Origin of the sequence: Cronobacter turicensis (assembly GCF_041222865.1) — a bacterium.
Classification (GTDB): Bacteria; Pseudomonadota; Gammaproteobacteria; order Enterobacterales; family Enterobacteriaceae; genus Cronobacter; species Cronobacter turicensis.
The window spans coordinates 882,278-904,875 of record NZ_CP165997.1; the positions used below are offsets into that span (position 1 = coordinate 882,278).

The following is a 22,598-nucleotide window of genomic DNA, read 5'->3' on the forward strand; positions in this document are numbered from 1 at the left end:
AGATTATTCGCATCCTGCAACGCCGGACTATTACAGCAATAAAGGCAGCGTGGCGCTGGCCGTCTGCTGGCTGATTTCAGTGTAACGGCTGTCAGACGCTATCAGCGACGCCGTTAATAACTCCACCAGCAACATCGCGCCCACTTTGGCGTTCAGCGCGCCGGCGTTAAGGGGGCCTTCCGGCTTGGCGGCCACAAGCAGCATATCGCTTATTGATGCCAGCGGGCTGCGCGGCGTGTTGCTCAGCGTGAGAACAGGCGCCCCGGCTTTTCGCGCGAGCTTCACGGCATGCAGCAGATCACGGGTTGAGCCGGAGCTGGAAATGGCGACCACCAGATCCCTTTCACCAAGCGTCGTGGCGTTCATCGACGCCCGGTGCATGTCGCTGAACAGGTGTGCCGGTTTACCGAGCCGCAGCAGCTTGTAATGCAAATACTCGCCGATAATCGCGCTCGCCGCGACGCCGTAAATCTGCACCGAACCCGCCTGATGCAGCGCCTGCGCGGCCCGCTCAAGCATAGCGCGATCCAGCAATTGCGCGGTATCGCGCAGCGCCTGCACCGACTCCTCCACCAGCGCGTCCAGCGCATCGCCGTTTTGCGCGCGAGGCGCCTGCCCGCGCTGCACATCCAGCGCCAGCGCCATTTTAAATTCGGTATAGCCTTTGCACCCGAGCGTGCGGCACAACCGCGTCACGCTGGCCTCGCTGGTGTCGCTCTCACGGGCAAGCTCGGTAATGGTCAGGTAGAGCACACGCGCCGGATCGCCCAGTACATATTCCCCGAGTTTGCGCTGCGTGGGGCTAAACCCTGACAGCTCCTGGCGCAGCTTAAGCAGTAAATTTTCATGGTCAGACATAACAGGATCCTGAAGCACCGACGACTGCCGATGAGTGTGCGGGAAAGGCCGCTATCAATGCCAGCCATTTTAAAAAAGTATGATCGGCTTCGCTATTGCTGATGATAATTTTCACTATATATTTTTAATGTGATAAATATTTTCATCATAACAACGACGGGGATTTCATCATGGCATTTTTCAGCGGAACATCTTCAGGGCGCTGGTTTGAAAAGGCGCAGCGGTTTGGCAAGTCATTTATGTTGCCGATTGCCGTGTTACCGGCGGCAGGTCTCTTGCTCGGCGTGGGCGGCGCGCTCTCCAATCCCAACACGCTGACGGCTTATCCGTTTCTCGATGTCGGCTGGCTGCAGGCGATTTTCACGATCATGAGCAGCGCCGGGGCCATCGTCTTCGCGAATCTGTCGGTGCTGTTTGCCGTCGGCGTGGCGGTGGGCCTGGCGCGTACCGATAAAGGCACTGCGGGCCTCGCCGCGTTACTGGCCTTTCTGGTGATGAACGCCACCATCAATGCGCTGCTGACCCTGACCGGCCAGCTCGCGCAGAGCAATCCTGGCGCGGTCGGGCAGGGAATGGTGCTCGGCATTCAGACGCTGGAGACCGGCGTTTTCGGCGGCGTCGTTATCGGTCTGGTCACGTGCGCGCTGCACCAGCGGTTTAATAAAATCGCGTTGCCGCAGTTTCTGGGCTTTTTTGGCGGATCGCGGTTTGTGCCCATTATCAGCGCGCTGGCGGCGATTGTGGTCGGCGCGGCGATGACCATCGTCTGGCCGCATTTTCAGAAAATGATTTTCGGGCTTGGCGGGCTGGTTGAGGCGACCGGTTATGTCGGCACGCTGCTGTATGGTTTTATCCTGCGTATGCTTGGCCCGTTCGGCCTGCATCACATCTTCTATCTGCCTTTCTGGACGACGGCGCTTGGCGGCAGCGAAATCGTCAACGGCCAGCTGGTGGAAGGCACGCAGCGCATCTTCTTCGCACAACTTGCTGACCCGACGACGACGCAGTTTTATATCGGCACGTCGCGGTTTATGTCGGGGCGCTTCATCACCATGATGTTCGGCCTGATCGGCGCATGCCTTGCGATGTACCACACGGCGAAGCCGGAGAATAAAAAGCGCGTCGCCGGGCTGCTACTCTCTGCGGCGCTGACCTCATTTTTGACCGGCATCACCGAGCCAATTGAGTTTTCCTTCCTGTTTGTCGCGCCCGTGCTGTATGTCATTCACGCCTTCTTCGACGGGCTGGCTTTTATGCTGGCGCACATTCTGCACATCACTATCGGCCAGACGTTCTCGGGCGGTTTTATCGATTTCATTCTCTTTGGCGTCTTGCAGGGCGAGGCGAAAACGCACTGGCTGATGGTGCCGCTGGTCGGCGTGCCGTGGTTTTTCCTCTATTACTTCACCTTCCGTTTCCTGATCACGCGTTTCGACTTCGCCACACCAGGCCGGGAAAAAGAAACTCAGGAAAGCGTGGCGATGAAAGACAGCGAGCGGGCGCAGGCCGTGGTGGCCGGGCTTGGCGGGCGGGATAACCTTCAGGAAGTTGACTGCTGCGCCACGCGGTTACGCGTCACCGTGAACGACGGAACCAAAGTGGATGAGGCCGCGCTGAAAGTGACCGGCGCGCGCGGCGTGATCCTGCGCGGCAACGGTGTGCAGGTTATCTACGGTCCGCACGTCACGATTATTAAAAACGAAATCGAAGAGTTATTAAGCTGAGGTCAACGATGTTAGAGCACATCAAAGGAAAGCTGGTGGTCTCCTGCCAGGCGCTGGAAAACGAACCACTGCACAGCCCATTTATTATGGGGCGAATGGCGCTGGCCGCCGCGCAGGGCGGGGCGGCGGGGATCCGCGCCAATAGCGTGGCGGATATTCGGGCGATTAAAGAACAGGTGGCGCTGCCGGTCATCGGCATCATCAAGCGGGACTATCCCGCAAGCGACGTGTTTATCACCGCGACGATGCGCGAAATCACTGAATTAATGGACGCCGCGCCAGAGATGATAGCGCTCGACGCCACCGCGCGCCCGCGCCCCGGCGGCGAAACGCTCGAACAGCTCGTTGGGAAGATCCGGCTTACCTGGCCAGAGGTACTGCTGATGGCGGATGTCTCAAGCGTTGAAGAGGCCGTAACGGCCGAAGCGCTCGGTTTCGACTGCGTGGGCACCACGCTTTACGGCTATACGGCGAACACCCAGGGGCATCGCCTCCCGGAGAACGATTTTGCGCTGCTAAAAGCCGTGCTGGCGGCGGTGACGGTCCCGGTTATCGCCGAAGGCAATGTAGATACGCCCGAGGGCGCGGCGCGCTGCCTGGCGCTGGGCGCGCACGCGGTGGTGGTGGGCGGGGCTATTACACGCCCGCAGCAGATTACCCGCCGCTTTGCCGACGCGCTGCGCTCACCAGTTGTCTGACGAGCCGCCGCCATCGCTGGATCCGCCATCGCCCGAGCTGACGCTGTCGTGGCTGCTGTGATGGCTGGCGCTGTCGCCGCCTGAGGAAGAATGAAGGTGGCTGGTCGCAAGCCAGGCGGAGGAGGCGTCGCCTGACGACTCCCCGCCGCCTGTCGCGCTGAGTCGATAATTCGGGAAGGCAAACAGCACGACCAGCGCCAGGATCATCAGCAAAAAGGGCACAGAAAAGCTAAGCCAGAGAAACGGCTCCACCCAGGGGACGAAATTGCTGGTGATGGCAAGCGCGGGCGTCAGCAGGCAGAAGGTGCCGAAAAAAAGCGTCACCAGCGTTTTCTTTTTGCGCAGCATGATTAAGGCAAACAGCACGATGGCGAGAACAGGCAGCGCCAGCCAGTAAGAGAAATTCAGCAGCAACGGTTTTAGCCAGGCCTGTACCCAGGAAGGCGATGCCGCAGGCGGCAGCGGCTGATGGCTGAGCAGCGCGTCGATACCGGTAAGCCCCTGACGCAGGCCTTCGGTGAGATCGCCCGCCCTGAACCAGGGCAGCATATACTCTTTAATTACCCTGCTCGCCAGTTCATCCGGAATCGTCTTCTGCAGCCCGCGTCCCGTTTCGATGCGTACCTGACGATCGTGCCAGGCGACCAGGATCAGCACGCCATCGTTGCGCTGCGCATTGCCGAGCCGCCAGGTGTTGAAGGCGCGCGTCGCAAAACTCTCCAGGTTGTCGCCTTTTAATTCCGGTAACACCAGAATTGCCGTTTGCGCGTGGGTGCGGGTATTGATAGCTGACACATCGTCAAGCAAGGCCACGTATTCCTGGCCGCTCAGCATATCGGCGGGATCGTTGATAACGCCACGCATCGGCGGCACGTCGAGGGGCTGCGCCAGCACGCTGACGTTCACTAACATCAGCGCTACCGTCAGAATGAATGACGTTAATGTGCGTACCATAACTTTCGCCTTTTCCTTGTTATCCGGCTGGCCGAGCCGCGCCATAGTAACCGTCGTCTTATGGCCCTGCCAATGCCCTGGAATTGAGGGGCAAATGCGCATCAGTCCTGGCGACGGCTTCCGGTAAGGCGCAAATGGCACATGCTAGTCTGGCGGTTATCTGTAATAATTACCGTTTTAGTCATCAACCGAGTGAATCATGCAGTACCCGATTAATGAGATGTTTCAGACCCTGCAGGGCGAGGGTTATTTTACCGGCGTGCCCGCCATTTTTATTCGTCTGCAGGGATGCCCCGTAGGTTGTGCCTGGTGCGATACCAAACACACCTGGGAGACGCTCGCCGATCGGGAAGTGTCGCTTTTCAGCATTATCGCGAAAACCAAAGAGAGCGATAAATGGGGTTCGGCGAGTCCGGAAGAGCTGCTGGCGGCGATTGAGCGCCAGGCCTATACCGCGCGCCATGTGGTTATCACCGGCGGTGAGCCGTGTATCCACGATCTGCTGCCCTTAACGGAGCTTCTGGAAGCGCACGGTTATAGCTGCCAGATTGAAACCAGCGGCACCCATGAGGTGCGCTGCACCACAGGGACCTGGGTGACCGTATCGCCGAAGGTGAATATGCGCGGCGGGTACGAGGTGCTGGATCAGGCGCTGATGCGTGCCGATGAAATCAAGCACCCGGTAGGGCGTATGCGTGATATCGAGGCGCTGGATGAACTGCTGGCGCGCCTGCATGACGAAAGACAGCGGGTAATTGCGCTTCAGCCGATTAGCCAGAAGGACGATGCGACCCGCCTGTGCATTGAGACCTGTATCGCCCGCAACTGGCGGTTGTCGATGCAGACGCACAAGTATCTGAATATCGCATAAAAAAGAGGGGCATAAGCCCCTCTTTTTTTATGTATGGCAGGTGAACGGTGGGTGCGCTTCGCTTACCCACCCTACGAGAATGGCATCGCGTTTGTATTGTAGGGCGGGTAAGCGCAGCGCACCCGCCATCAAAACGCCAGCACCTTATTCGCCGCGATACACGCAACCGGCGGTGCAGGTCTCTTTAATCATCACCGCGCTCAGCAGCGGCAGACGCGGTTTCATCTGAGCCCAGATCCAGCGCGCCAGCACTTCGCTGGTCGGGTTTTCAAGCCCCGGAATATCGTTCAGATAATAGTGATCCAGGCTATCGTAAATCGGTTTAAACGCCGCTTTCAGCTCGGCGAAATCGATAATCCAGCCGGTATGAGGGTCTACCTCGCCCGTTACCTCCAGGCGCACCATAAAAGAGTGTCCGTGCAGACGACCGCACTTGTGGCCTTCGGGGACATGGGGGAGTCGGTGAGCGGCTTCGAAGATAAAATCTTTAAACAGGGTGGTAGGCATAACGCAGTCTCAGTCTTGCTAAAAAAACCGCCGCATAGTACCGGAATTGACCGTTTTTAGCATTAACTAAAACCCTCATAAACGATAAGCGTGCAAAACGCACCGCTAGTTAAAAAAATAACCATTATTTTCAAATAGATATTTAACCCGTTTTAACGCTTATGCTTATTGGTAAAACTGGTTAGTCCATTTGGTTATTTATTATTTCCATCCCTTCTTTAATTGTTATTCTTGCCGCCGTTACCCTTACTTTCTCTTCTGTTTTTGCGATAAAAAAACAGCTTTGCTACTGGAACATAACGACGCATGACGACTCAGGCCCCACCGAACGCTTTGCTCCCGCTCAGCCCGGAGCAGCTGGCTCGCCTTCAGACGGCGACTCATGATTTCACCCCCACGCAGCTCGCCTGGCTTTCGGGCTATTTCTGGGGAATGGTAAACCAACAGCCAGGTGCGGCGGTGGTGCAAACGCCCGCGGCGCCTGCGTCGGTCATTACGCTGATTTCCGCTTCCCAGACCGGCAACGCGCGCCGCGTGGCGGAAGCGCTGCGCGACGATCTGCTGGCGGCGCAGCTCAATGTGAATCTGGTTAACGCGGGCGACTATAAATTCAAACAAATTGCCCAGGAAAAACTGCTGGTCGTCGTGGCCTCTACCCAGGGCGAAGGCGATCCGCCGGAAGAAGCCGTCGCGCTGCACAAATTCCTGCTGTCGAAAAAAGCGCCGAAGCTTGACGGCACGGCGTTCGCGGTCTTTGGTCTTGGCGATACCTCTTATGAGCGCTTCTGTCAGGCCGGTAAAGATTTCGATACCCGCCTTGCGGAGCTTGGCGCCGAGCGCCTGCTGGATCGCGTGGATGCGGATGTCGAATATCAGGCGGCCGCTCAGGCGTGGCGCCAGCGCGTGGTTGACGTACTGAAAGCGCGCGTACCGAAAGAGGCGCCGTCCCAGGCGGCGATCACCGCCAGCGGTACGGTTAATCTGGTCGATTCCACGCCTTACACCAAAGAAGCGCCGCTCACCGCCACGCTCTCGGTGAACCAGAAAATCACCGGGCGTCATTCACAAAAAGATGTGCGCCATATTGAAATCGATCTTGGCGATGCGGGCCTGCGCTATCAGCCGGGCGACGCGCTCGGCGTCTGGTATCAGAACGATCCGGCGCTGGTGCAGGAACTTCTTGAGCTGTTGTGGCTGAAAGGCGACGAGCCGGTCACCGTGGGTGAGAAAACGTTGCCGCTCGGTGAAGCGCTGCAATGGCATTTTGAGCTGACGGTGAACACTGCCGCTATCGTTGAGAACTACGCGACGCTAACCCGCAGCGAAACCTTACTGCCGCTGGTGGGCGATAAAGCGAAGCTGCAACACTATGCCGCCACGACGCCCATCGTCGATATGGCGCGCTTCGCGCCAGCCCAGCTTGACGCTGAACAGCTGATTGGCCTGCTGCGCCCCCTTACGCCGCGTCTTTACTCTATCGCCTCGTCGCAGGCGGAAGCCGAAAACGAAGTGCATATCACTGTCGGCGTGGTGCGTTTTGATATCGAAGGCCGTCCGCGTGCGGGCGGGGCGTCGAGCTATCTTGCCGATCGTCTGGAAGAAGATGGCGAAGTGCGCGTATTCATTGAGCACAACGACAACTTCCGCCTGCCGGCAACGCCAGAAACGCCGGTCATTATGATTGGCCCAGGCACCGGCATCGCGCCGTTCCGCGCCTTCATGCAGCAGCGCGAAGCCGACGGCGCCACTGGTAAAAACTGGCTCTTCTTCGGCAACCCGCACTTTACGGAAGATTTCCTCTATCAGGTTGAATGGCAGCGCTATGTCAAAGAAGGGCTGTTAACCCGCATCGACCTTGCCTGGTCTCGCGATCAGGACCATAAAATTTACGTACAAGACAAAATCCGCGAGCAGGGCGCGGAGCTGTGGCGCTGGATCCAGGAAGGCGCGCACCTTTATGTCTGCGGCGACGCCAATCGCATGGCGAAAGATGTCGAGCAGGCGTTACTGGAAGTGATTGCGGCTTACGGCGGGATGCATGCCGAAGCGGCGGATGAATATTTAAGTGAGCTGCGCGTTGAGCGCCGTTACCAGCGAGACGTCTACTGATGAGCGAAAAATACCCAGGACCTTTGGTGGTCGAAGGAAAACTTTCCGATGCGGAACGCATGAAGCGTGAAAGTAACTTCCTGCGCGGCACCATTGCCGAAGATTTACATGACGGGCTGACCGGCGGGTTTAATGGCGACAACTTTCTGCTGATCCGCTTTCACGGCATGTATCAGCAGGATGACCGCGATATCCGCGCCGAGCGCGCGGCTCAGAAGCTGGAGCCGCGTCACGCGATGATGCTGCGCTGCCGTCTGCCGGGCGGCATCATGACGCCGCAGCAGTGGCTCGCCATCGATAAGTTCGCCGAAGAAAACACGATTTACGGCAGCATTCGTCTGACCAACCGCCAGACGTTCCAGTATCACGGTCTGCTGAAGAAAAACGTCAAGCCGGCGCACCAGATGCTGCACTCGGTCGGCCTTGACGCGCTGGCGACCGCCAACGACATGAACCGTAACGTGCTCTGCACGTCAAACCCGGTCGAGTCGCAATTGCATGCCGAAGCCTACGAGTGGGCGAAGAAGCTCTCTGAGCATCTGCTGCCGCGCACCCGCGCCTACGCAGAGATCTGGCTCGATCAGGAAAAAGTGGCGACCACCGACGAAGAACCGATTCTCGGCGCGACTTATCTGCCGCGTAAGTTCAAAACCACCGTCGTGGTGCCGCCGCAAAACGATGTCGATTTGCATGCAAACGACATGAACTTCATCGCCATTGCGGAAAACGGCAAGCTGGTGGGCTTTAACCTGCTGGTGGGCGGCGGGCTCTCTATTGAGCACGGTAACAAGAAAACCTATGCGCGCACCGCCACCGAGTTTGGCTATATTCCGCTGGAGCATACGCTGGCGGTGGCCGAAGCGGTGGTGACGACCCAGCGCGACTGGGGCAACCGTACCGATCGTAAAAACGCCAAAACCAAATATACGCTGGAGCGCGTCGGGCCTGACGTCTTTAAAGCGGAAGTAGAGCGCCGCGCAGGCGTCACCTTTGAGCCGGTTCGTCCGTATGAATTTACCGGTCGCGGCGATCGCATCGGCTGGGTGAAAGGCATCGATGATAAATGGCACCTGACGCTGTTTATCGAAAACGGCCGTATTCTCGATTTCCCGGACAAGCCGCTGAAAACCGGGCTGAAAGAGATAGCCAGGATCCATAAAGGCGATTTCCGGCTGACCGCCAACCAGAACCTGATCGTGGCGGGCGTGCCGGAAGGCGATAAAGCGAAGATCGAACAGATTGCCCGCGCCCACGGACTAATGGCCGGTGTGACGCCGCAGCGCGAAAACTCGATGGCGTGCGTCTCCTTCCCGACCTGCCCACTGGCGATGGCCGAGGCGGAGCGCTTCCTGCCGCAGTTTATCGATAAGGTCGACGGGATCATGGCGAAGCATGGCCTGGCGGAAGAACACATTGTTCTGCGCGTGACCGGCTGCCCGAACGGCTGCGGCCGCGCGATGCTGGCGGAGCTGGGCCTTGTGGGCAAAGCGCCGGGGCGTTACAACCTGCATCTGGGCGGCAACCGCATCGGTACGCGTATTCCGCGGATGTATCGTGAAAACATCACCGAGTCGGAGATCCTCGATAATATCGACGAGCTGGTCGGCCGCTGGGCGCAGGAGCGCGAGCCGGGCGAAGGGTTTGGCGATTTCACGGTGCGCGCCGGGATTATCCGTCCGGTGCTCGATCCGGCGCGGGATTTCTGGGAATAAGCGGTTAGGGTGGCGGGCGGTAACGGTGGATGCGCTGCGCTTATCCACCCTACAACGATTCTGCCAGAACGGATGATTCCGTAGGGCGGGTAAGCGCACCCGCCGCCACACGAAAGGTTGATATTTCCGTAGGGCGGGTAAGCGCAGCGCACCCGCCAGCACGCGCCTGGCGCGTCACCGCCGCACCGGTATCACATTCATGCAAGCGAGGTTCACATGTCTGTACTCGATCTACATGCGCTGAACGCACTGGAAAAAGAGGCCCGCGCCGACGCGCTCGCCGACACCAACGCGCAGCTTGAAGCGTTAAGCGCCGAAGCGCGCGTCAACTGGGCGCTGGAAAACCTGCCGGGCGAGTTTGTGCTCTCCTCAAGTTTCGGCATTCAGGCGGCGGTCTGCCTGCATCTGGTCACACAGCAGCGCCCGGATATTCCGGTGATCCTCACCGATACCGGCTATCTCTTCCCGGAAACCTACCGCTTTATCGACGAGCTGACCGAAAAGCTCAACCTGAACCTGAAAATCTACCGCGCCGAACAAAGCCCGGCCTGGCAGGAAGCGCGCTACGGCAAGCTGTGGGAGCAGGGCGTTGAGGGGATTGAGAAATACAACGACATCAATAAGGTCGAGCCGATGAACCGCGCGCTGAAAGAACTTAACGCGCAAACCTGGTTTGCAGGGCTGCGCCGCGATCAGTCCGGCAGCCGCGCGAATCTGCCGGTACTGGGCGTGCAGCGCGGCGTCTTTAAAATCCTGCCGATTATCGACTGGGACAACCGTACGGTCTATCAGTACCTCCAGAAGCATGGGCTGAAATACCATCCGCTGTGGGACGAAGGCTATCTCTCGGTGGGCGATACCCATACCACCCGCAAATGGGAGCCCGGCATGGCGGAAGAAGAGACCCGATTCTTCGGTCTTAAACGCGAGTGCGGTCTGCACGAAGGCTAATAAAAAGCGCGCCCGGAGGCGCGCTTTTTTACTTCTCCGCTTTCGCCAGCGTTTTCACCAGCGGCAGCAGTACGCGCATCACGTCGCGACAGCGCTTATCGATGCGTCCTGGCAGCGTCTGATCCAGATATTGCAGATTATCCTCGCGGGCATTATGCGCCACGGCCGCGAGCGCGTGGCGGCCGCGATGGCGGGCAGCGTCATTGACGGCGGAAACCGACAGTACCGGAATGCCTGCTTTATCAAACGCGGCGGCGTCATTATCCGCAGGCAACGCGCTGCTGGCCGCCACCGGAATGCCAAAGCGCCGCGCGAGCTTCAGCGCGCTGTCGCGTGTGAGCTGGCGCACCGCGGCAGGCGTGCTTTTACCGCTGGTAAATGCGAGTTTGTCCCCCGCCACCAGATGGCTGAGATTAATCACCAGCAGCGTCTGTTTTTTCTCTATCGCGCTCATGCGTTTAAGCAGATTCTCCGCCCCCATGCCGCCTTCTTCCTCGCCGCTGGTGGCGATAAAGCGCACGCCGTAGCGCGTCGGCACATCTTTCAGGCGCTCCGCCAGCTCCAGCATCACACCGACGCCCGCCGCGTTATCATCCACGCCCTGTAGCGTCAGCCCGCCGAGATTGTTATCGACATCCGCGTCGCTCTGCGGCGCATACGTGTCCAGATGCGCCATGATGATGATCTGCTGCGACGATGCGCCCTCGTGGGCCGCAATCACGGTGCTGCCGGTCACGTTCTGCCAGTTAGTGCGATGGTTTCCGGCGGTATAGATATAGCGGCTGTGAAACGCGCGAATATCGCTCTGATACCCGAGGCGCACGAACTGCTGGCGCAGATAGTCTGCGGCGAGCATCTCTGAAGGCGTGCCGGTCATGCGGCCAGGAAATAACGTCGCGATGTGACGGGTTTGCTCGCTGGCGATAGCGCCGGAGTGAAGCGTTTGCGAGAAAGCGGGCAGGGTGAAGCATACGCTCAGCGCCAGGCTCAGGGTGCCGCGGCGCACTGCGGAAAACATAGAACGTCCTTACTCAAAAAAGCGCGATCAAATCGTGGCGCTTAGTATGAAACTGTGACGGCGGTTACACAATTTGATTTACCGTTAAACGCCCGAAATTTCACGGCTTAAGCACTTTTTGGTATTTGCATTTCTGCCGCCTTATTCCTTTGTGGAACTATAAATGCCAATTCGTAATTTCATCTGCGATCGGCCTCCCCCTATAGTCCCCTCTGGTCCCCTGTTGTTAGCGAGTTGTATCGCCGTGGAATATCTCCCGTTATTTGCTCAACTGAAACAACGCCCGGTGCTGGTCGTCGGCGGCGGCGAAGTGGCGCTGCGTAAAATCGCGCTGCTGCGTCGCGCGGGCGCCTGCGTCTCTGTCGTGGCGAAAAAACTGCATCCGGAGCTGGCGGCGCTGGAGCAGGAAGGCGCGCTGCGCTGGCTGGCCCCGTCGTTTGAGCCTGCGCAGCTCGACGCGGTGTTTCTGGTTATCGCGGCGACCAACGACGCCGCGCTCAACCGCCGGGTTTTTGATGAGGCTAATGCCCGTCAGCGCCTGGTCAACGTGGTGGACGATCAGCCGCTGTGCTCGTTTATTTTCCCGTCGATTGTCGACCGCTCGCCGCTTATCGTCGCTATTTCCTCCAGCGGCAACGCGCCGGTGCTGGCGCGATTGCTGCGCGAGAAAATTGAATCCTTGCTGCCTGCGAGCCTCGGACGGATGGCCGAGGTCGCGGGCGGTTTTCGCGATCGTATTAAAGCGCGTATACCCACGACCGACGGACGCCGTCGCTTCTGGGAAAAAGCCTTTCGCGGCCGCTTTGCGAGCCTGATGGCCGCAGGTGACACCCGCGCCGCCGAAGCGGTGCTGGAAGCCGAACTGGACGCGCCGCAAGGCCCGCAGGGCGAAATCATTCTGGTGGGCGCGGGCCCCGGCGACGCCGGGCTGTTGACGCTGCGCGGTTTGCAGGTGATGCAGCAGGCGGATGTCGTGCTTTACGACCATCTGGTGAGCGACGGCGTGCTGGATCTGGTGCGTCGCGACGCCGACCGCATCTGTGTGGGGAAACGCGCGGGCGCGCACGCGGTGGCGCAGCATGAGACCAACCAGATGCTGATTGATTTCGCCCGTGAGGGCAAAACCGTGGTGCGCCTGAAAGGCGGCGATCCGTTTATTTTCGGGCGCGGCGGCGAAGAACTGGAAGCGGCCAAAGTCGCAGGCGTGCCGTTTCAGGTGGTGCCCGGCGTTACGGCGGCCAGCGGCGCCACGGCCTACGCGGGTATTCCGCTGACTCACCGTGATTACGCCCAGAGCGTGGTGTTCGTCACCGGCCACTATAAACCGGACAGCGAGCCGTTCGACTGGGCGCTGCTCGCGAAAAGCCGTCAGACGCTCGCCATCTATATGGGCACCATGAAAGCGGCGGAGATAAGCCAGCAGCTTATCGCGCATGGTCGTGACGCCACGACGCCGGTCGCGGTGATAAGCCGCGGCACGCGCGACGACCAGCGCGTGCTGACCGGCACGCTCGACGCCCTCAGTACGCTTGCGAAAGACGCGCCGATGCCCGCGCTGCTCGTTGTAGGCGAAGTGGTGCAGCTCCACCAGCAGCTCGCCTGGTTTCAACATTCAACCGACGCGGAAGCGATTCGTTCTTCCGTGGTGAATCTGGCTTAAGGAAAGGTTATGGATCAAAAACGACTCACTCACCTGCGGCAACTGGAGGCGGAAAGCATCCATATCATTCGTGAAGTGGCTGCGGAATTCGCCAACCCGGTGATGATGTACTCCATCGGCAAAGACTCCAGCGTCATGCTGCATCTGGCGCGCAAGGCGTTTTACCCCGGCACGCTGCCGTTCCCGCTGCTGCATGTGGATACTGGCTGGAAATTTCGTGAAATGTACGAATTCCGTGACCGCACCGCCAAAGCCTACGGCTGCGAACTGCTGGTGCATAAAAACCCGGAAGGCGTGGCGATGGGCATTAACCCGTTCGTCCACGGCAGCGCCAAGCACACCGACATCATGAAAACCGAAGGGCTGAAGCAGGCGCTGAACAAATACGGTTTTGACGCGGCCTTCGGCGGCGCGCGTCGCGATGAAGAGAAATCGCGCGCGAAAGAGCGTATCTACTCCTTCCGCGACCGCTTCCACCGCTGGGACCCGAAAAACCAGCGCCCGGAGCTGTGGCACAACTACAACGGTCAGATCAACAAAGGCGAAAGCATTCGCGTCTTCCCGCTCTCCAACTGGACCGAGCTGGATATCTGGCAGTACATCTACCTGGAAAATATTGAGATCGTTCCGCTGTATCTGGCCGCCGAGCGTCCGGTGCTGGAGCGCGACGGCATGCTGATGATGATCGATGACGATCGCATCGATTTGCAGCCGGGCGAAGAGATCACACCGCGCATGGTTCGCTTTCGTACCCTGGGCTGCTGGCCGCTGACCGGCGCGGTGGAATCGAACGCGCAGACGCTGCCGGAAATCATCGAAGAGATGCTGGTTTCGACCACCAGTGAGCGCCAGGGGCGTGTTATCGACCGCGACCAGGCAGGCTCAATGGAGCTTAAAAAACGTCAGGGTTATTTCTAAGGAGCCGCCATGAACACCACTATCGCACAACAGATCGCCAACGAAGGCGGCGTGGAAGCCTATCTGCACGCCCAACAGCACAAGAGCCTGCTGCGCTTTCTGACCTGCGGCAGCGTGGATGACGGGAAGAGCACCCTGATTGGCCGCCTGCTCCACGATACCCGCCAGATTTATGAAGATCAGCTCTCTTCCCTGCACAATGACAGCAAACGTCATGGCACCCAGGGCGAGAAGCTGGATCTCGCGCTGCTGGTGGACGGCTTACAGGCCGAGCGCGAGCAGGGCATTACCATCGACGTGGCGTACCGTTATTTTTCCACGGAAAAACGCAAATTTATTATCGCCGACACGCCAGGGCATGAGCAGTACACCCGTAACATGGCGACCGGCGCTTCTACCTGCGATCTGGCGATCCTGCTGATGGACGCCCGTAAAGGCGTGCTGGATCAGACCCGCCGCCATAGTTTTATCTCGACGCTGCTGGGCATCAAGCATCTGGTAGTCGCCGTCAACAAAATGGATCTGGTGGATTTCAGCGAAGAGACGTTTGAGCGCATTCGCCAGGATTACCTGACGTTCGCGGGCCAGCTGCCGGGCAATCTGGATATCCGCTTTGTGCCGCTGTCGGCGCTGGAAGGCGATAACGTGGCGGTGCAGAGCCAGAATATGCCGTGGTATACCGGCCCGACGCTGCTGGAAGTGCTGGAGAATATTGAGATCCAGCGCGTGGTCGACGAACAGCCGCTGCGCTTCCCGGTGCAGTATGTTAACCGCCCTAATCTCGATTTCCGCGGTTACGCAGGCACCGTCGCGGGCGGCGTGGTGAAAGTGGGCCAGCGCGTGAAGGCGCTGCCGTCCGGCGTGGAGTCGAGCGTGGCGCGCATCGTCACCTTCGATGGCGATTTAGAGGAAGCGGGCGCGGGCGAAGCCGTCACGCTGGTGCTGAAAGATGAAATCGACATCAGCCGCGGCGACCTGCTGGTGGACGCCACCCAGACGCTGGCGGCGGTGCAAAGCGCGGCGGTGGACGTGGTGTGGATGGCTGAACAGCCGCTGGTGCCCGGCCAGAGCTACGACATTAAAATCGCCGGGAAGAAAACGCGCGCGCGCGTGGACAACATCCAGTATCAGGTCGATATCAACAACCTGACCCAGCGCGTGGTGGAAAACCTCCCGCTCAACGGCATCGGCCTTGTGGATCTGACCTTCGACGAGCCGCTGAACCTGGATAAATACCAGGAGAACCCGGTGACCGGCGGGCTTATCTTTATCGATCGTCTCTCTAACGTGACGGTCGGCGCGGGCATGGTGCGCGAGCCGCAACAGAATGTGTATCAGGAGCCTTCCGCGTTCAGCGCGTTTGAGCTGGAGCTGAATCAGCTGGTTCGCCGTCACTTCCCCCACTGGGGCGCGCGCGATCTGCTGGGAGGCAAATAATGGCGCAGCATGACGAAAACGTCGTCTGGCACGCCCACCCGGTGACCGCGGCGCAGCGCGAGCAGCTCCACGGCCATCGCGGCGCGGTGCTGTGGTTTACGGGGCTTTCGGGCTCCGGAAAATCCACCGTCGCGGGGGCGCTTGAGGAGGCGCTGCATCAGCTTGGCGTGAGCACTTACCTGCTTGATGGCGACAACGTGCGCCACGGCCTGTGCAGCGATCTGGGCTTTAGCGATGACGATCGTAAAGAGAACATCCGCCGCGTCGGCGAGGTGGCGAAACTGATGGTGGATGCGGGCCTGGTGGTGCTGACCGCATTTATCTCGCCGCACCGCGCCGAGCGTCAGATGGTGCGCGATCAACTGGGCGAAGGGCGCTTTATCGAGGTGTTCGTCGATACCCCGCTGGCGGTGTGTGAAGCCCGCGATCCGAAAGGGCTGTATAAAAAAGCCCGCGCGGGCGAACTGCGTAACTTTACCGGTATTGATGCCGTGTATGAGGCACCAAAGACGCCGGAAATTCATCTCGACGGCCAACAATTGGTAACAAATTTGATGGCGCAATTATTAGACCTGCTGCGTCGCGAAGATATCATCAAATCCTGAGACCGCGCCGGGAGACCCTTTCCCGGCCCGTCATGTCACAGGATAAGCGATGCGGAATACCACGAATATGATTGTCACCCAGGCGGATAACGCGCCTGCCGTCGAAGAACCCACCTGGGCCTGGCCTGGCGCCGTGGTGGGCTTTATTTCGTGGCTGCTGGCGCTTGGCGCGCCGTTTATGCTTTACGGCTCTAACACGCTTTTTTTTATGCTTTACACCTGGCCGTTTTTTCTGGCGCTGATGCCGGTGGCCGTGCTGGTCGGCGTGGCGGTCTTTTCGCTGCTTGAGCGCCGTCTGGTCTACAGTACGCTTGCCACGCTGATAAGCGTCGGGCTGATGTTCGGGCTGCTCTTTCTCTGGCTGGTGAGCTAACCTTCCGCGATTTTCACGCTCTCTCAACAGGCGCATACGCATCGGCGCGCTTTCTGTGGTACATTCTGCCGCTGTTTAATTTCTTAACCTGCACGTCGTAGCAAGCCGGGTAGAGTCCGGCGGGAAGTTATGGGATGATGAAGCCGTTTTTCAGGGGGCAGAATGGGTAAACTAACGCTGCTATTGCTGGCTTTGCTGGTCTGGCTACAGTATTCGCTGTGGTTTGGAAAAAACGGCATCCACGACTATTCCCGCGTAGCTGACGACGTGGCGGTACAGCAGGCCACGAACGCCAAACTCAAAGCGCGTAACGATCAGCTTTTCGCCGAAATTGACGATCTCAACGGCGGTCAGGAAGCTATCGAAGAGCGCGCGCGCAACGAATTAAGCATGACCAAACCGGGCGAAACCTTCTATCGTCTGGTGCCGGACGCCGCTAAGCGCGCCGGTGGGCCTGCGCAAAATAATCGATAACCAGAAGCGGGTTTTACACATGGCGCCTTCCTTTGCGGACGTGATTGCCGTGGTGCCGGCGGCCGGAATCGGCAGCCGTATGCAGACGGAATGTCCCAAACAATACCTCACCATCGGGAACCAGACGATTCTCGAACACGCGGTCGCCCCGCTGTTGCAGCATCCGCGCATCAGCCGGGTGATTATCGCAATAAGCCCCGCCGACACCACCTTCGCCCGGCTGCCGCTCGCGGCCCATCCGGATATTCAGGTGGTGCGCGGTGGCGCGCAGCGGGCCGATTCCGTACTGGCCGGGCTTCAGGCTGCGGGCGACGCGCGCTGGGCGCTGGTGCATGACGCCGCGCGTCCGTGTCTTAGCGCCCAGGATCTCGAACGCCTGCTGGCCCTGACGGAAACCAGCCAGGTGGGCGGCATTCTCGCGTCGCCTGCCTGCGACACCATGAAGCGCGCGGAGCCGGGCAAACCCGCCATCGCGCATACGGTCGATCGCGAAAATCTCTGGCACGCGCTCACCCCGCAGCTGTTCCCGCTGGAATTGCTGCGCGACTGCCTGACGCGCGCGCTCACCGAAGGCGTGACCATTACCGACGAAGCTTCGGCGCTGGAGCATTGCGGTTTCCACCCGGAGCTGGTCGCCGGTCGCGCGGACAATATTAAAGTCACCCGCCCTGAGGATCTGGCTCTGGCGGCGTTTTATCTTACCCGGTTAACCCCTATGGAGACGGCATAATGCGTATCGGACATGGTTTTGATGTACACGCTTTTGGTGGCACAGGCCCGATTATTCTTGGCGGCGTCCGTATTCCTTATGAGCAAGGTCTGCTGGCGCACTCCGACGGCGACGTGGCGCTGCATGCGCTGACCGACGCGCTGCTTGGCGCCGCGGCGCTGGGCGATATCGGCAAACTGTTCCCGGATACCGATCCGGCCTTTAAAGGCGCCGACAGCCGCGAGCTGCTGCGCGAAGCCTGGCGTCGTATCCAGGCGAAGGGCTACACGCTTGGCAACGTCGATGTCACCATCATCGCCCAGGCGCCGAAAATGGCCCCGCACATTCCGCAGATGCGCGTGTTTATCGCCGAAGATCTGGGCTGCCATATGGAGCAGGTGAATGTGAAAGCGACCACCACGGAAAAACTCGGATTTACCGGGCGCGGCGAAGGCATCGCCTGCGAGGCGGTGGCGCTGCTGATGAAGGCAGGCGCATGAGTGATTTCAACACGCTGCGCTGGCTGCACGGTCAGCCGCAAGGGCAGGGGCGTCTGAAGGCCAGCCCGACCGATTTTCAGGTGGTCGAGGATCTAGGCTTCGCGCCGGACGGCGACGGCGAACACCTGCTGGTGCGCATTCGCAAAACCGGCTGCAACACCCGCTTTGTGGCGGATGCGCTGGCGAAGTTTCTTGGCATCGCGGCGCGCGAGGTCAGCTTCGCGGGGCAGAAAGATAAACACGCGGTAACGGAGCAGTGGCTGTGCGCGCGCCTGCCGGGCAAAGAGATGCCTGCGATGCGCGCGTTTACGCTGGAGGGCTGCGAAGTGCTGGAGTTCTCCCGCCATCGTCGCAAGCTGCGCCTGGGCGCGCTGAAAGGCAACCGCTTCTCGCTGGTGCTGCGCGATATCACGCACCGCGATGACATCGAACAGCGCCTGAGCCTGATTGGCGAGAAGGGCGTGCCGAACTATTTCGGCCCACAGCGTTTCGGGATTGGCGGCAGCAATATTTACCAGGCGAAACGCTGGGCGCAAACCGGCCAGCCGCCGCGCGAGCGCAATAAACGCAGCTTCGCGCTCTCCGCCGCGCGCAGCCTGATGTTTAACACGCTGGTCAGCGAACGACTGCAACAGCCGGATTTCAGTCAGGTGATGGACGGCGACGCGCTGCAACTCGCCGGGCGGGGCAGCTGGTTTGTCGCGGCCCCTGAGGAGCTTGCTGATTTGCAGGCCCGTGTGGATAACGGCGAGCTGCTCATCACCGCCGCGCTGCCCGGCAGCGGCGACTGGGGCACCCAGCGCGCGGCGCTGGCGTTTGAGCAGGCGACGCTTGAAAGCGAAACCGAGTTGCTGACGCTGCTGACCCGTGAAAAGGTCGAGGCCGCCAGACGCGCCATGTTACTGTTCCCGCGTGAGATGCGCTGGCAGTGGCAGGATGATGCGACGCTTGAGGTGAGCTTCTGGCTGCCCGCCGGCAGCTTCGCCACCAGCGTTATCAGAGAGCTTTTCAATACCTCAGACGATGTCGCGGATATCAGCGAGTAACAGGCGATGGCGCTGACTCTTTCGCGACGCATAAAAAAACCGCCCCAGGGCGGTTTTTTTGTCTTCACGCTCAGTCAAACAGCCAGCGCCCGGCTTTCGCGGATTGCGCAAACATGCGTACGGTCAACGGTTTCGCCGTCTGCACGACAGGTTTACGGACGAACCATCGACGAAAGAACCACGGTTTTTCCCACGGATAATAGCGATCCCAGTTCATTGCTGACATATCGACATGAAAATGTTGATCGTACTGGTTAATGGCTGCCAGCAGATCGTCAGGCTCCGCATATTCCTGCAATGCATCATCTATTTCGAGAGGGATGCTGTTAAGCCTGAGATCGACAAGCGTGGGCAATGCCTTACGAAAGAAAGCCAGCACGTCGTGGTTGTCCTTCATCATGTCATCCTTCCCTGTGGCTTATCCCGAAAAAGTATAGGGACCCGGGTATAGCGCTTACAACGCCGCAAGCGAAAGATCGGATAAACACGCGGCCAGGCATCACACTCTCTTCCCTGAGCAGGGTCAGTTTGGCTTTCCTGGCAAAAATGAACTAATAACTGATGACGCGCAGCGCAGGGCATTATCGCTTCTGCTCATGTAACAACATGATATTGCGAAAATCGGCCCTACCGGACAGCGGCATCGCGCGTTAGAATGCCAGCGAGCGGCTATCCGGCCTTCTGCCTGAATCAGCTTCAGCGCAGGCAAAACAGAAAAAGCAGAACGAGATTTAAGGAATCACGCTTCCATGTTTAACACCAGGAAAGGATTACGCGCGTTATGCGGATATTGCTGAGTAATGATGATGGGATCCACGCGCCGGGTATTCAGGCGCTGGCGAAAGCGCTGCGTGAATTCGCCGAGGTTCAGGTGGTGGCTCCCGACCGCAATCGTAGCGGCGCGTCTAACTCCTTAACGCTGGAATCTTCGCTTCGCACGTTCACTTACCCCAACGGCGACATCGCGGTACAGATGGGCACGCCGACCGACTGCGTATTCCTCGGCGTTAACGCGCTGATGCGCCCGCGCCCCGACGTCGTGGTTTCCGGCATTAACGCCGGGCCAAATCTTGGCGATGACGTGATTTATTCCGGCACGGTGGCGGCGGCGATGGAAGGCCGTCATCTGGGGCTGCCGGCGCTGGCGGTGTCACTCAACGGCTACGAGCACTACGAGACCGCCGCTGCCGTGACCTGCACGCTGTTACGCGCGCTCGCCCGCGAGCCGCTGCGCACCGGGCGTATTCTCAATATCAACGTGCCCGATCTGCCGCTTGAGGAAATCAAAGGCATTCGCGTCACCCGCTGCGGCAGCCGTCATCCGGCGGATAAAGTCATTCCGCAGGACGATCCGCGCGGCAACACGCTCTACTGGATAGGCCCGCCGGGCGATAAGCTCGATGCCGGTCCGGATACCGATTTCGCCGCGGTGGACGAAGGTTATGTCTCCGTCACGCCGCTGCATGTCGATTTAACCGCGCACAGCGCGCAGGACGTGGTGACCCGCTGGTTATCCAGCGCCGGAGTGAACGGGCAATGGTAAACAATCGTGTTCAGACCCTTCTGAATCAACTGCGTGCTCAGGGCATCAAAGATGAACGCGTGCTTGAGGCTCTTTCGCGCGTGCCGCGTGAAAAGTTTGTCGATGAAGCGTTTGAGCACAAAGCCTGGGAGAACGTGGCGCTACCTATCGGTTCCGGGCAAACTATTTCTCAGCCTTATATGGTGGCGCGGATGACGGAGCTTTTGACGCTCACGCCCGCCTCACGTGTGCTGGAAATCGGCACCGGCTCTGGCTACCAGACGGCGATTCTGGCCCATCTGGTGCATCACGTCTGCTCCGTCGAGCGCATTAAAAGCCTGCAATGGCACGCCAGACGGCGTTTGAAGCAGCTCGATCTGCACAATATTTCTACCCGCCACGGTGATGGCTGGCAGGGCTGGCAAGCGCGCGCGCCATTTGACGCTATTATTGTGACTGCCGCTCCGCCTGAAATCCCGACGGCCTTACTGTCGCAACTGGACGAGGGCGGCATTCTGGTTCTTCCCGTGGGCGACGAACAGCAGGTGTTAAAGCGCGTTCGTCGGCGGGGGAGCGAGTTTATTATCGACACCGTAGAAGCCGTGCGCTTTGTTCCTCTGGTGAAAGGGGAGCTGGCGTAAACCAGGAATTTTTCCTGAGTTTTTAGCGCGTTTTTGGCGTATGGTGAGCAAAAATCGCGTCGGCCAGGCGCCGACCAGAGCGGTTGTCATCGTATTTTTTAGAGAAGTAAACCATTCCAGGGGGATAAATGAGCGCGGGAAGCCCAACCTTCACAGCACGCCGTGTCGCGGCGCTGTCACTGATTTCGCTTTGTCTGGCGGCATGTAATTCAAATAACTCCTCCGCACCGGCGCCCGTCAGTTCCGTTGGCGGCAGCGCAAACACCAGCAGCGCAGGGGCCAGTTCCGGCGCAGGCGGCGGGATGATCATGCCGCCATCGAATATCTCAACGCAAGCCAGCCAGCCGCAGATCCAGCCCGCGCCGGTTCAGCCGCAGATTAGCCAGCCGCGTCAGGCGCAGGCCATCCCCGATCAGCCCGTACAGACCCAAAACGGTCGCATTGTTTACAATCGCAAGTATGGGAATATTCCGAAAGGCAGCTATACCGGCGGCAGCACCTATACCGTGAAACGCGGCGATACGCTGTTCTATATTGCCTGGATTACCGGGAACGATTTCCGCGATCTCGCTCAGCGTAACCATATCGAAGCCCCGTACGGCCTGAATGTCGGCCAGACCTTGCAGGTCGGGAACGCATCCGGTACGCCGATCACAGGTGGCAATGCAATTACGCAAGCTGATGCAAGCGCACAAGGAATAGTCTCAAAACCTGCGCAAAATAGCAGCACGGTGGTTGCGTCAAAACCGACAATTATTTACTCTGAGGATTCAGGTGAACAGAGTGCTAACAAAATGTTGCCTGGGAATGTGAGCTCTGGGGCAGTCGTAGCTCCTTCCACAGCACCTGTTGTTAGCACGCAAGAACCGACCGTAAGCAGCACGACCAATAGCGCACCTGTCGCTACCTGGCGCTGGCCGACCGAAGGCAACGTTATCGAGAACTTCTCCGCCGCTGAAGGGGGGAACAAAGGGATCGATATCGCAGGCAGCAAAGGGCAGTCAATCATCGCGACCGCAGATGGACGCGTTGTGTATGCAGGTAGTGCGCTTCGCGGTTACGGTAATCTTATTATCATCAAACACAACGATGATTACCTGAGTGCCTACGCCCATAACGACACAATGCTGGTCCGGGAACAACAAGAAGTTAAGGCGGGGCAAAAAATCGCTACCATGGGTAGCTCCGGAACCAGTTCGACACGCTTGCATTTTGAAATTCGTTACAAGGGGAAATCCGTAAACCCGCTGCGCTATTTGCCGCAGCGATAAATTGGCAGAGTGCGCTTCTTCAGGCGCTTTGCTCAGGGAT

Annotated in this window: 24 protein-coding genes; 18 read left to right on the top strand and 6 right to left on the bottom strand. The window is 59.2% G+C overall.

Annotated features, from left to right (window positions below):
- Positions 1–30 precede the first annotated feature (30 nt).
- Positions 31–858 (bottom strand): MurR/RpiR family transcriptional regulator, encoded by an 828-nt coding sequence (locus tag AB8W27_RS04240; RefSeq protein WP_041923875.1) that lies wholly within the window; start codon positions 856–858, stop codon positions 31–33.
- A 167-nt stretch (positions 859–1,025) separates the two neighbouring features.
- On the opposite strand from AB8W27_RS04240, the gene AB8W27_RS04245 reads away from it, so the two are divergent.
- Complete coding sequence (locus tag AB8W27_RS04245; RefSeq protein ID WP_282913976.1) at positions 1,026–2,582, top strand: PTS transporter subunit EIIC; 1,557 nt, start codon at positions 1,026–1,028, stop codon at positions 2,580–2,582.
- An 8-nt stretch (positions 2,583–2,590) separates the two neighbouring features.
- The gene (locus AB8W27_RS04250; protein ID WP_041923874.1) at positions 2,591–3,280 is read left to right on the top strand and encodes an N-acetylmannosamine-6-phosphate 2-epimerase; all 690 of its coding nucleotides are present in this window, start codon (positions 2,591–2,593) and stop codon (positions 3,278–3,280) included.
- Here AB8W27_RS04250 and AB8W27_RS04255 read toward each other — a convergent pair.
- Positions 3,266–4,234, bottom strand: a complete 969-nt coding sequence (locus tag AB8W27_RS04255; RefSeq protein WP_041924200.1) for a YgcG family protein — start codon at positions 4,232–4,234, stop codon at positions 3,266–3,268. The two genes, AB8W27_RS04250 and AB8W27_RS04255, sit on opposite strands and share 15 nt — an antisense overlap.
- 199 nt (positions 4,235–4,433) lie before the next feature.
- On the opposite strand from AB8W27_RS04255, the gene queE reads away from it, so the two are divergent.
- Positions 4,434–5,105: a 7-carboxy-7-deazaguanine synthase QueE gene (queE, locus tag AB8W27_RS04260; RefSeq protein WP_015742294.1), complete on the top strand. Its 672-nt coding sequence runs from the start codon at positions 4,434–4,436 to the stop codon at positions 5,103–5,105.
- 144 nt (positions 5,106–5,249) lie between these two features.
- On the opposite strand, the gene queD is transcribed toward queE, so the two are convergent.
- Entirely contained in the window at positions 5,250–5,612 is a 363-nt protein-coding gene (queD, locus tag AB8W27_RS04265; RefSeq protein ID WP_015742293.1) for a 6-carboxytetrahydropterin synthase QueD, read from the bottom strand.
- A 306-nt stretch (positions 5,613–5,918) separates the two neighbouring features.
- On the opposite strand from queD, the gene cysJ reads away from it, so the two are divergent.
- From cysJ to cysH, 3 genes are all read left to right on the top strand, one after another.
- Complete coding sequence (cysJ, locus tag AB8W27_RS04270) at positions 5,919–7,721, top strand: NADPH-dependent assimilatory sulfite reductase flavoprotein subunit (protein ID WP_015742292.1); 1,803 nt, start codon at positions 5,919–5,921, stop codon at positions 7,719–7,721.
- Entirely contained in the window at positions 7,721–9,433 is a 1,713-nt protein-coding gene (gene cysI, locus AB8W27_RS04275; protein WP_041923873.1) for an assimilatory sulfite reductase (NADPH) hemoprotein subunit, read from the top strand. Before cysJ ends, cysI begins: the two co-directional genes overlap by 1 nt.
- A 216-nt stretch (positions 9,434–9,649) precedes the next feature.
- Positions 9,650–10,384: a phosphoadenosine phosphosulfate reductase gene (gene cysH, locus AB8W27_RS04280; protein ID WP_041923872.1), complete on the top strand. Its 735-nt coding sequence runs from the start codon at positions 9,650–9,652 to the stop codon at positions 10,382–10,384.
- 28 nt (positions 10,385–10,412) lie between these two features.
- Here cysH and AB8W27_RS04285 read toward each other — a convergent pair whose 3' ends face one another.
- Positions 10,413–11,402, bottom strand: a complete 990-nt coding sequence (locus AB8W27_RS04285) for an aminopeptidase (protein WP_015742289.1) — start codon at positions 11,400–11,402, stop codon at positions 10,413–10,415.
- Positions 11,403–11,646: 244 nt separating this feature from the next.
- Here AB8W27_RS04285 and cysG point away from each other — a divergent pair, with 244 nt between their 5' ends.
- The 9 genes from cysG (at position 11,647) to truD (ending at position 19,124) form a co-directional block, all read left to right on the top strand.
- A complete protein-coding gene (gene cysG / locus AB8W27_RS04290; protein WP_015742288.1) occupies positions 11,647–13,062 on the top strand; it encodes a siroheme synthase CysG in 1,416 nt (471 codons plus the stop codon).
- 9 nt (positions 13,063–13,071) lie between these two features.
- Complete coding sequence (gene cysD, locus AB8W27_RS04295) at positions 13,072–13,980, top strand: sulfate adenylyltransferase subunit CysD (RefSeq protein WP_007763637.1); 909 nt, start codon at positions 13,072–13,074, stop codon at positions 13,978–13,980.
- A gap of 9 nt (positions 13,981–13,989) precedes the next feature.
- Positions 13,990–15,417, top strand: a complete 1,428-nt coding sequence (gene cysN / locus AB8W27_RS04300) for a sulfate adenylyltransferase subunit CysN (protein WP_015742287.1) — start codon at positions 13,990–13,992, stop codon at positions 15,415–15,417.
- Complete coding sequence (gene cysC, locus AB8W27_RS04305; RefSeq protein ID WP_007763635.1) at positions 15,417–16,022, top strand: adenylyl-sulfate kinase; 606 nt, start codon at positions 15,417–15,419, stop codon at positions 16,020–16,022. Before cysN ends, cysC begins: the two co-directional genes overlap by 1 nt.
- A 49-nt stretch (positions 16,023–16,071) precedes the next feature.
- Entirely contained in the window at positions 16,072–16,395 is a 324-nt protein-coding gene (locus AB8W27_RS04310; protein ID WP_007763632.1) for a DUF3561 family protein, read from the top strand.
- A 162-nt stretch (positions 16,396–16,557) separates the two neighbouring features.
- Positions 16,558–16,869 carry a cell division protein FtsB gene (ftsB, locus tag AB8W27_RS04315; RefSeq protein ID WP_007663569.1) on the top strand — a complete coding sequence of 104 codons (312 nt, stop codon included), beginning with the start codon at positions 16,558–16,560 and terminating at the stop codon, positions 16,867–16,869.
- A gap of 19 nt (positions 16,870–16,888) precedes the next feature.
- Complete coding sequence (ispD, locus tag AB8W27_RS04320; protein ID WP_041923871.1) at positions 16,889–17,599, top strand: 2-C-methyl-D-erythritol 4-phosphate cytidylyltransferase; 711 nt, start codon at positions 16,889–16,891, stop codon at positions 17,597–17,599.
- Complete coding sequence (gene ispF, locus AB8W27_RS04325) at positions 17,599–18,078, top strand: 2-C-methyl-D-erythritol 2,4-cyclodiphosphate synthase (protein ID WP_007701242.1); 480 nt, start codon at positions 17,599–17,601, stop codon at positions 18,076–18,078. The genes ispD and ispF overlap by 1 nt, the downstream gene beginning before the upstream one ends.
- Positions 18,075–19,124: a tRNA pseudouridine(13) synthase TruD gene (truD, locus tag AB8W27_RS04330; RefSeq protein WP_015742283.1), complete on the top strand. Its 1,050-nt coding sequence runs from the start codon at positions 18,075–18,077 to the stop codon at positions 19,122–19,124. Before ispF ends, truD begins: the two co-directional genes overlap by 4 nt.
- A gap of 70 nt (positions 19,125–19,194) precedes the next feature.
- Here the strand turns inward: truD and AB8W27_RS04335 are convergent, their stop codons facing one another.
- Positions 19,195–19,521 (bottom strand): DUF1493 family protein, encoded by a 327-nt coding sequence (locus tag AB8W27_RS04335; protein ID WP_041923870.1) that lies wholly within the window; start codon positions 19,519–19,521, stop codon positions 19,195–19,197.
- A 384-nt stretch (positions 19,522–19,905) separates the two neighbouring features.
- Between AB8W27_RS04335 and surE the strand changes: the two genes are divergently transcribed.
- Both surE and AB8W27_RS04345 read left to right on the top strand, forming a co-directional pair.
- The gene (surE, locus tag AB8W27_RS04340) at positions 19,906–20,667 is read left to right on the top strand and encodes a 5'/3'-nucleotidase SurE (protein WP_041923869.1); all 762 of its coding nucleotides are present in this window, start codon (positions 19,906–19,908) and stop codon (positions 20,665–20,667) included.
- Positions 20,661–21,287, top strand: a complete 627-nt coding sequence (locus AB8W27_RS04345; protein WP_007763606.1) for a protein-L-isoaspartate(D-aspartate) O-methyltransferase — start codon at positions 20,661–20,663, stop codon at positions 21,285–21,287. Before surE ends, AB8W27_RS04345 begins: the two co-directional genes overlap by 7 nt.
- 22 nt (positions 21,288–21,309) lie before the next feature.
- On the opposite strand, the gene AB8W27_RS04350 is transcribed toward AB8W27_RS04345, so the two are convergent.
- Positions 21,310–21,552, bottom strand: a complete 243-nt coding sequence (locus tag AB8W27_RS04350; RefSeq protein WP_242658686.1) for a hypothetical protein — start codon at positions 21,550–21,552, stop codon at positions 21,310–21,312.
- On the opposite strand from AB8W27_RS04350, the gene nlpD reads away from it, so the two are divergent.
- Positions 21,470–22,558: a murein hydrolase activator NlpD gene (gene nlpD, locus AB8W27_RS04355; protein WP_282913977.1), complete on the top strand. Its 1,089-nt coding sequence runs from the start codon at positions 21,470–21,472 to the stop codon at positions 22,556–22,558. The genes AB8W27_RS04350 and nlpD overlap by 83 nt on opposite strands.
- Positions 22,559–22,598: the final 40 nt, after the last annotated feature.

Coding starts and splice junctions, on each gene's coding strand:
- AB8W27_RS04240 (WP_041923875.1), bottom strand. CDS start 858: ATGTCTGACCATGAAAATTTACTGCTTAAGCTGCGCCAGGAGCTGTCA.
- AB8W27_RS04250 (WP_041923874.1), top strand. CDS start 2,591: ATGTTAGAGCACATCAAAGGAAAGCTGGTGGTCTCCTGCCAGGCGCTG.
- AB8W27_RS04255 (WP_041924200.1), bottom strand. CDS start 4,234: ATGGTACGCACATTAACGTCATTCATTCTGACGGTAGCGCTGATGTTA.
- queE (WP_015742294.1), top strand. CDS start 4,434: ATGCAGTACCCGATTAATGAGATGTTTCAGACCCTGCAGGGCGAGGGT.
- queD (WP_015742293.1), bottom strand. CDS start 5,612: ATGCCTACCACCCTGTTTAAAGATTTTATCTTCGAAGCCGCTCACCGA.
- cysJ (WP_015742292.1), top strand. CDS start 5,919: ATGACGACTCAGGCCCCACCGAACGCTTTGCTCCCGCTCAGCCCGGAG.
- cysI (WP_041923873.1), top strand. CDS start 7,721: ATGAGCGAAAAATACCCAGGACCTTTGGTGGTCGAAGGAAAACTTTCC.
- cysH (WP_041923872.1), top strand. CDS start 9,650: ATGTCTGTACTCGATCTACATGCGCTGAACGCACTGGAAAAAGAGGCC.
- AB8W27_RS04285 (WP_015742289.1), bottom strand. CDS start 11,402: ATGTTTTCCGCAGTGCGCCGCGGCACCCTGAGCCTGGCGCTGAGCGTA.
- cysD (WP_007763637.1), top strand. CDS start 13,072: ATGGATCAAAAACGACTCACTCACCTGCGGCAACTGGAGGCGGAAAGC.
- cysN (WP_015742287.1), top strand. CDS start 13,990: ATGAACACCACTATCGCACAACAGATCGCCAACGAAGGCGGCGTGGAA.
- cysC (WP_007763635.1), top strand. CDS start 15,417: ATGGCGCAGCATGACGAAAACGTCGTCTGGCACGCCCACCCGGTGACC.
- AB8W27_RS04310 (WP_007763632.1), top strand. CDS start 16,072: ATGCGGAATACCACGAATATGATTGTCACCCAGGCGGATAACGCGCCT.
- ftsB (WP_007663569.1), top strand. CDS start 16,558: ATGGGTAAACTAACGCTGCTATTGCTGGCTTTGCTGGTCTGGCTACAG.
- ispD (WP_041923871.1), top strand. CDS start 16,889: ATGGCGCCTTCCTTTGCGGACGTGATTGCCGTGGTGCCGGCGGCCGGA.
- ispF (WP_007701242.1), top strand. CDS start 17,599: ATGCGTATCGGACATGGTTTTGATGTACACGCTTTTGGTGGCACAGGC.
- truD (WP_015742283.1), top strand. CDS start 18,075: ATGAGTGATTTCAACACGCTGCGCTGGCTGCACGGTCAGCCGCAAGGG.
- AB8W27_RS04335 (WP_041923870.1), bottom strand. CDS start 19,521: ATGAAGGACAACCACGACGTGCTGGCTTTCTTTCGTAAGGCATTGCCC.
- surE (WP_041923869.1), top strand. CDS start 19,906: ATGCGGATATTGCTGAGTAATGATGATGGGATCCACGCGCCGGGTATT.
- AB8W27_RS04345 (WP_007763606.1), top strand. CDS start 20,661: ATGGTAAACAATCGTGTTCAGACCCTTCTGAATCAACTGCGTGCTCAG.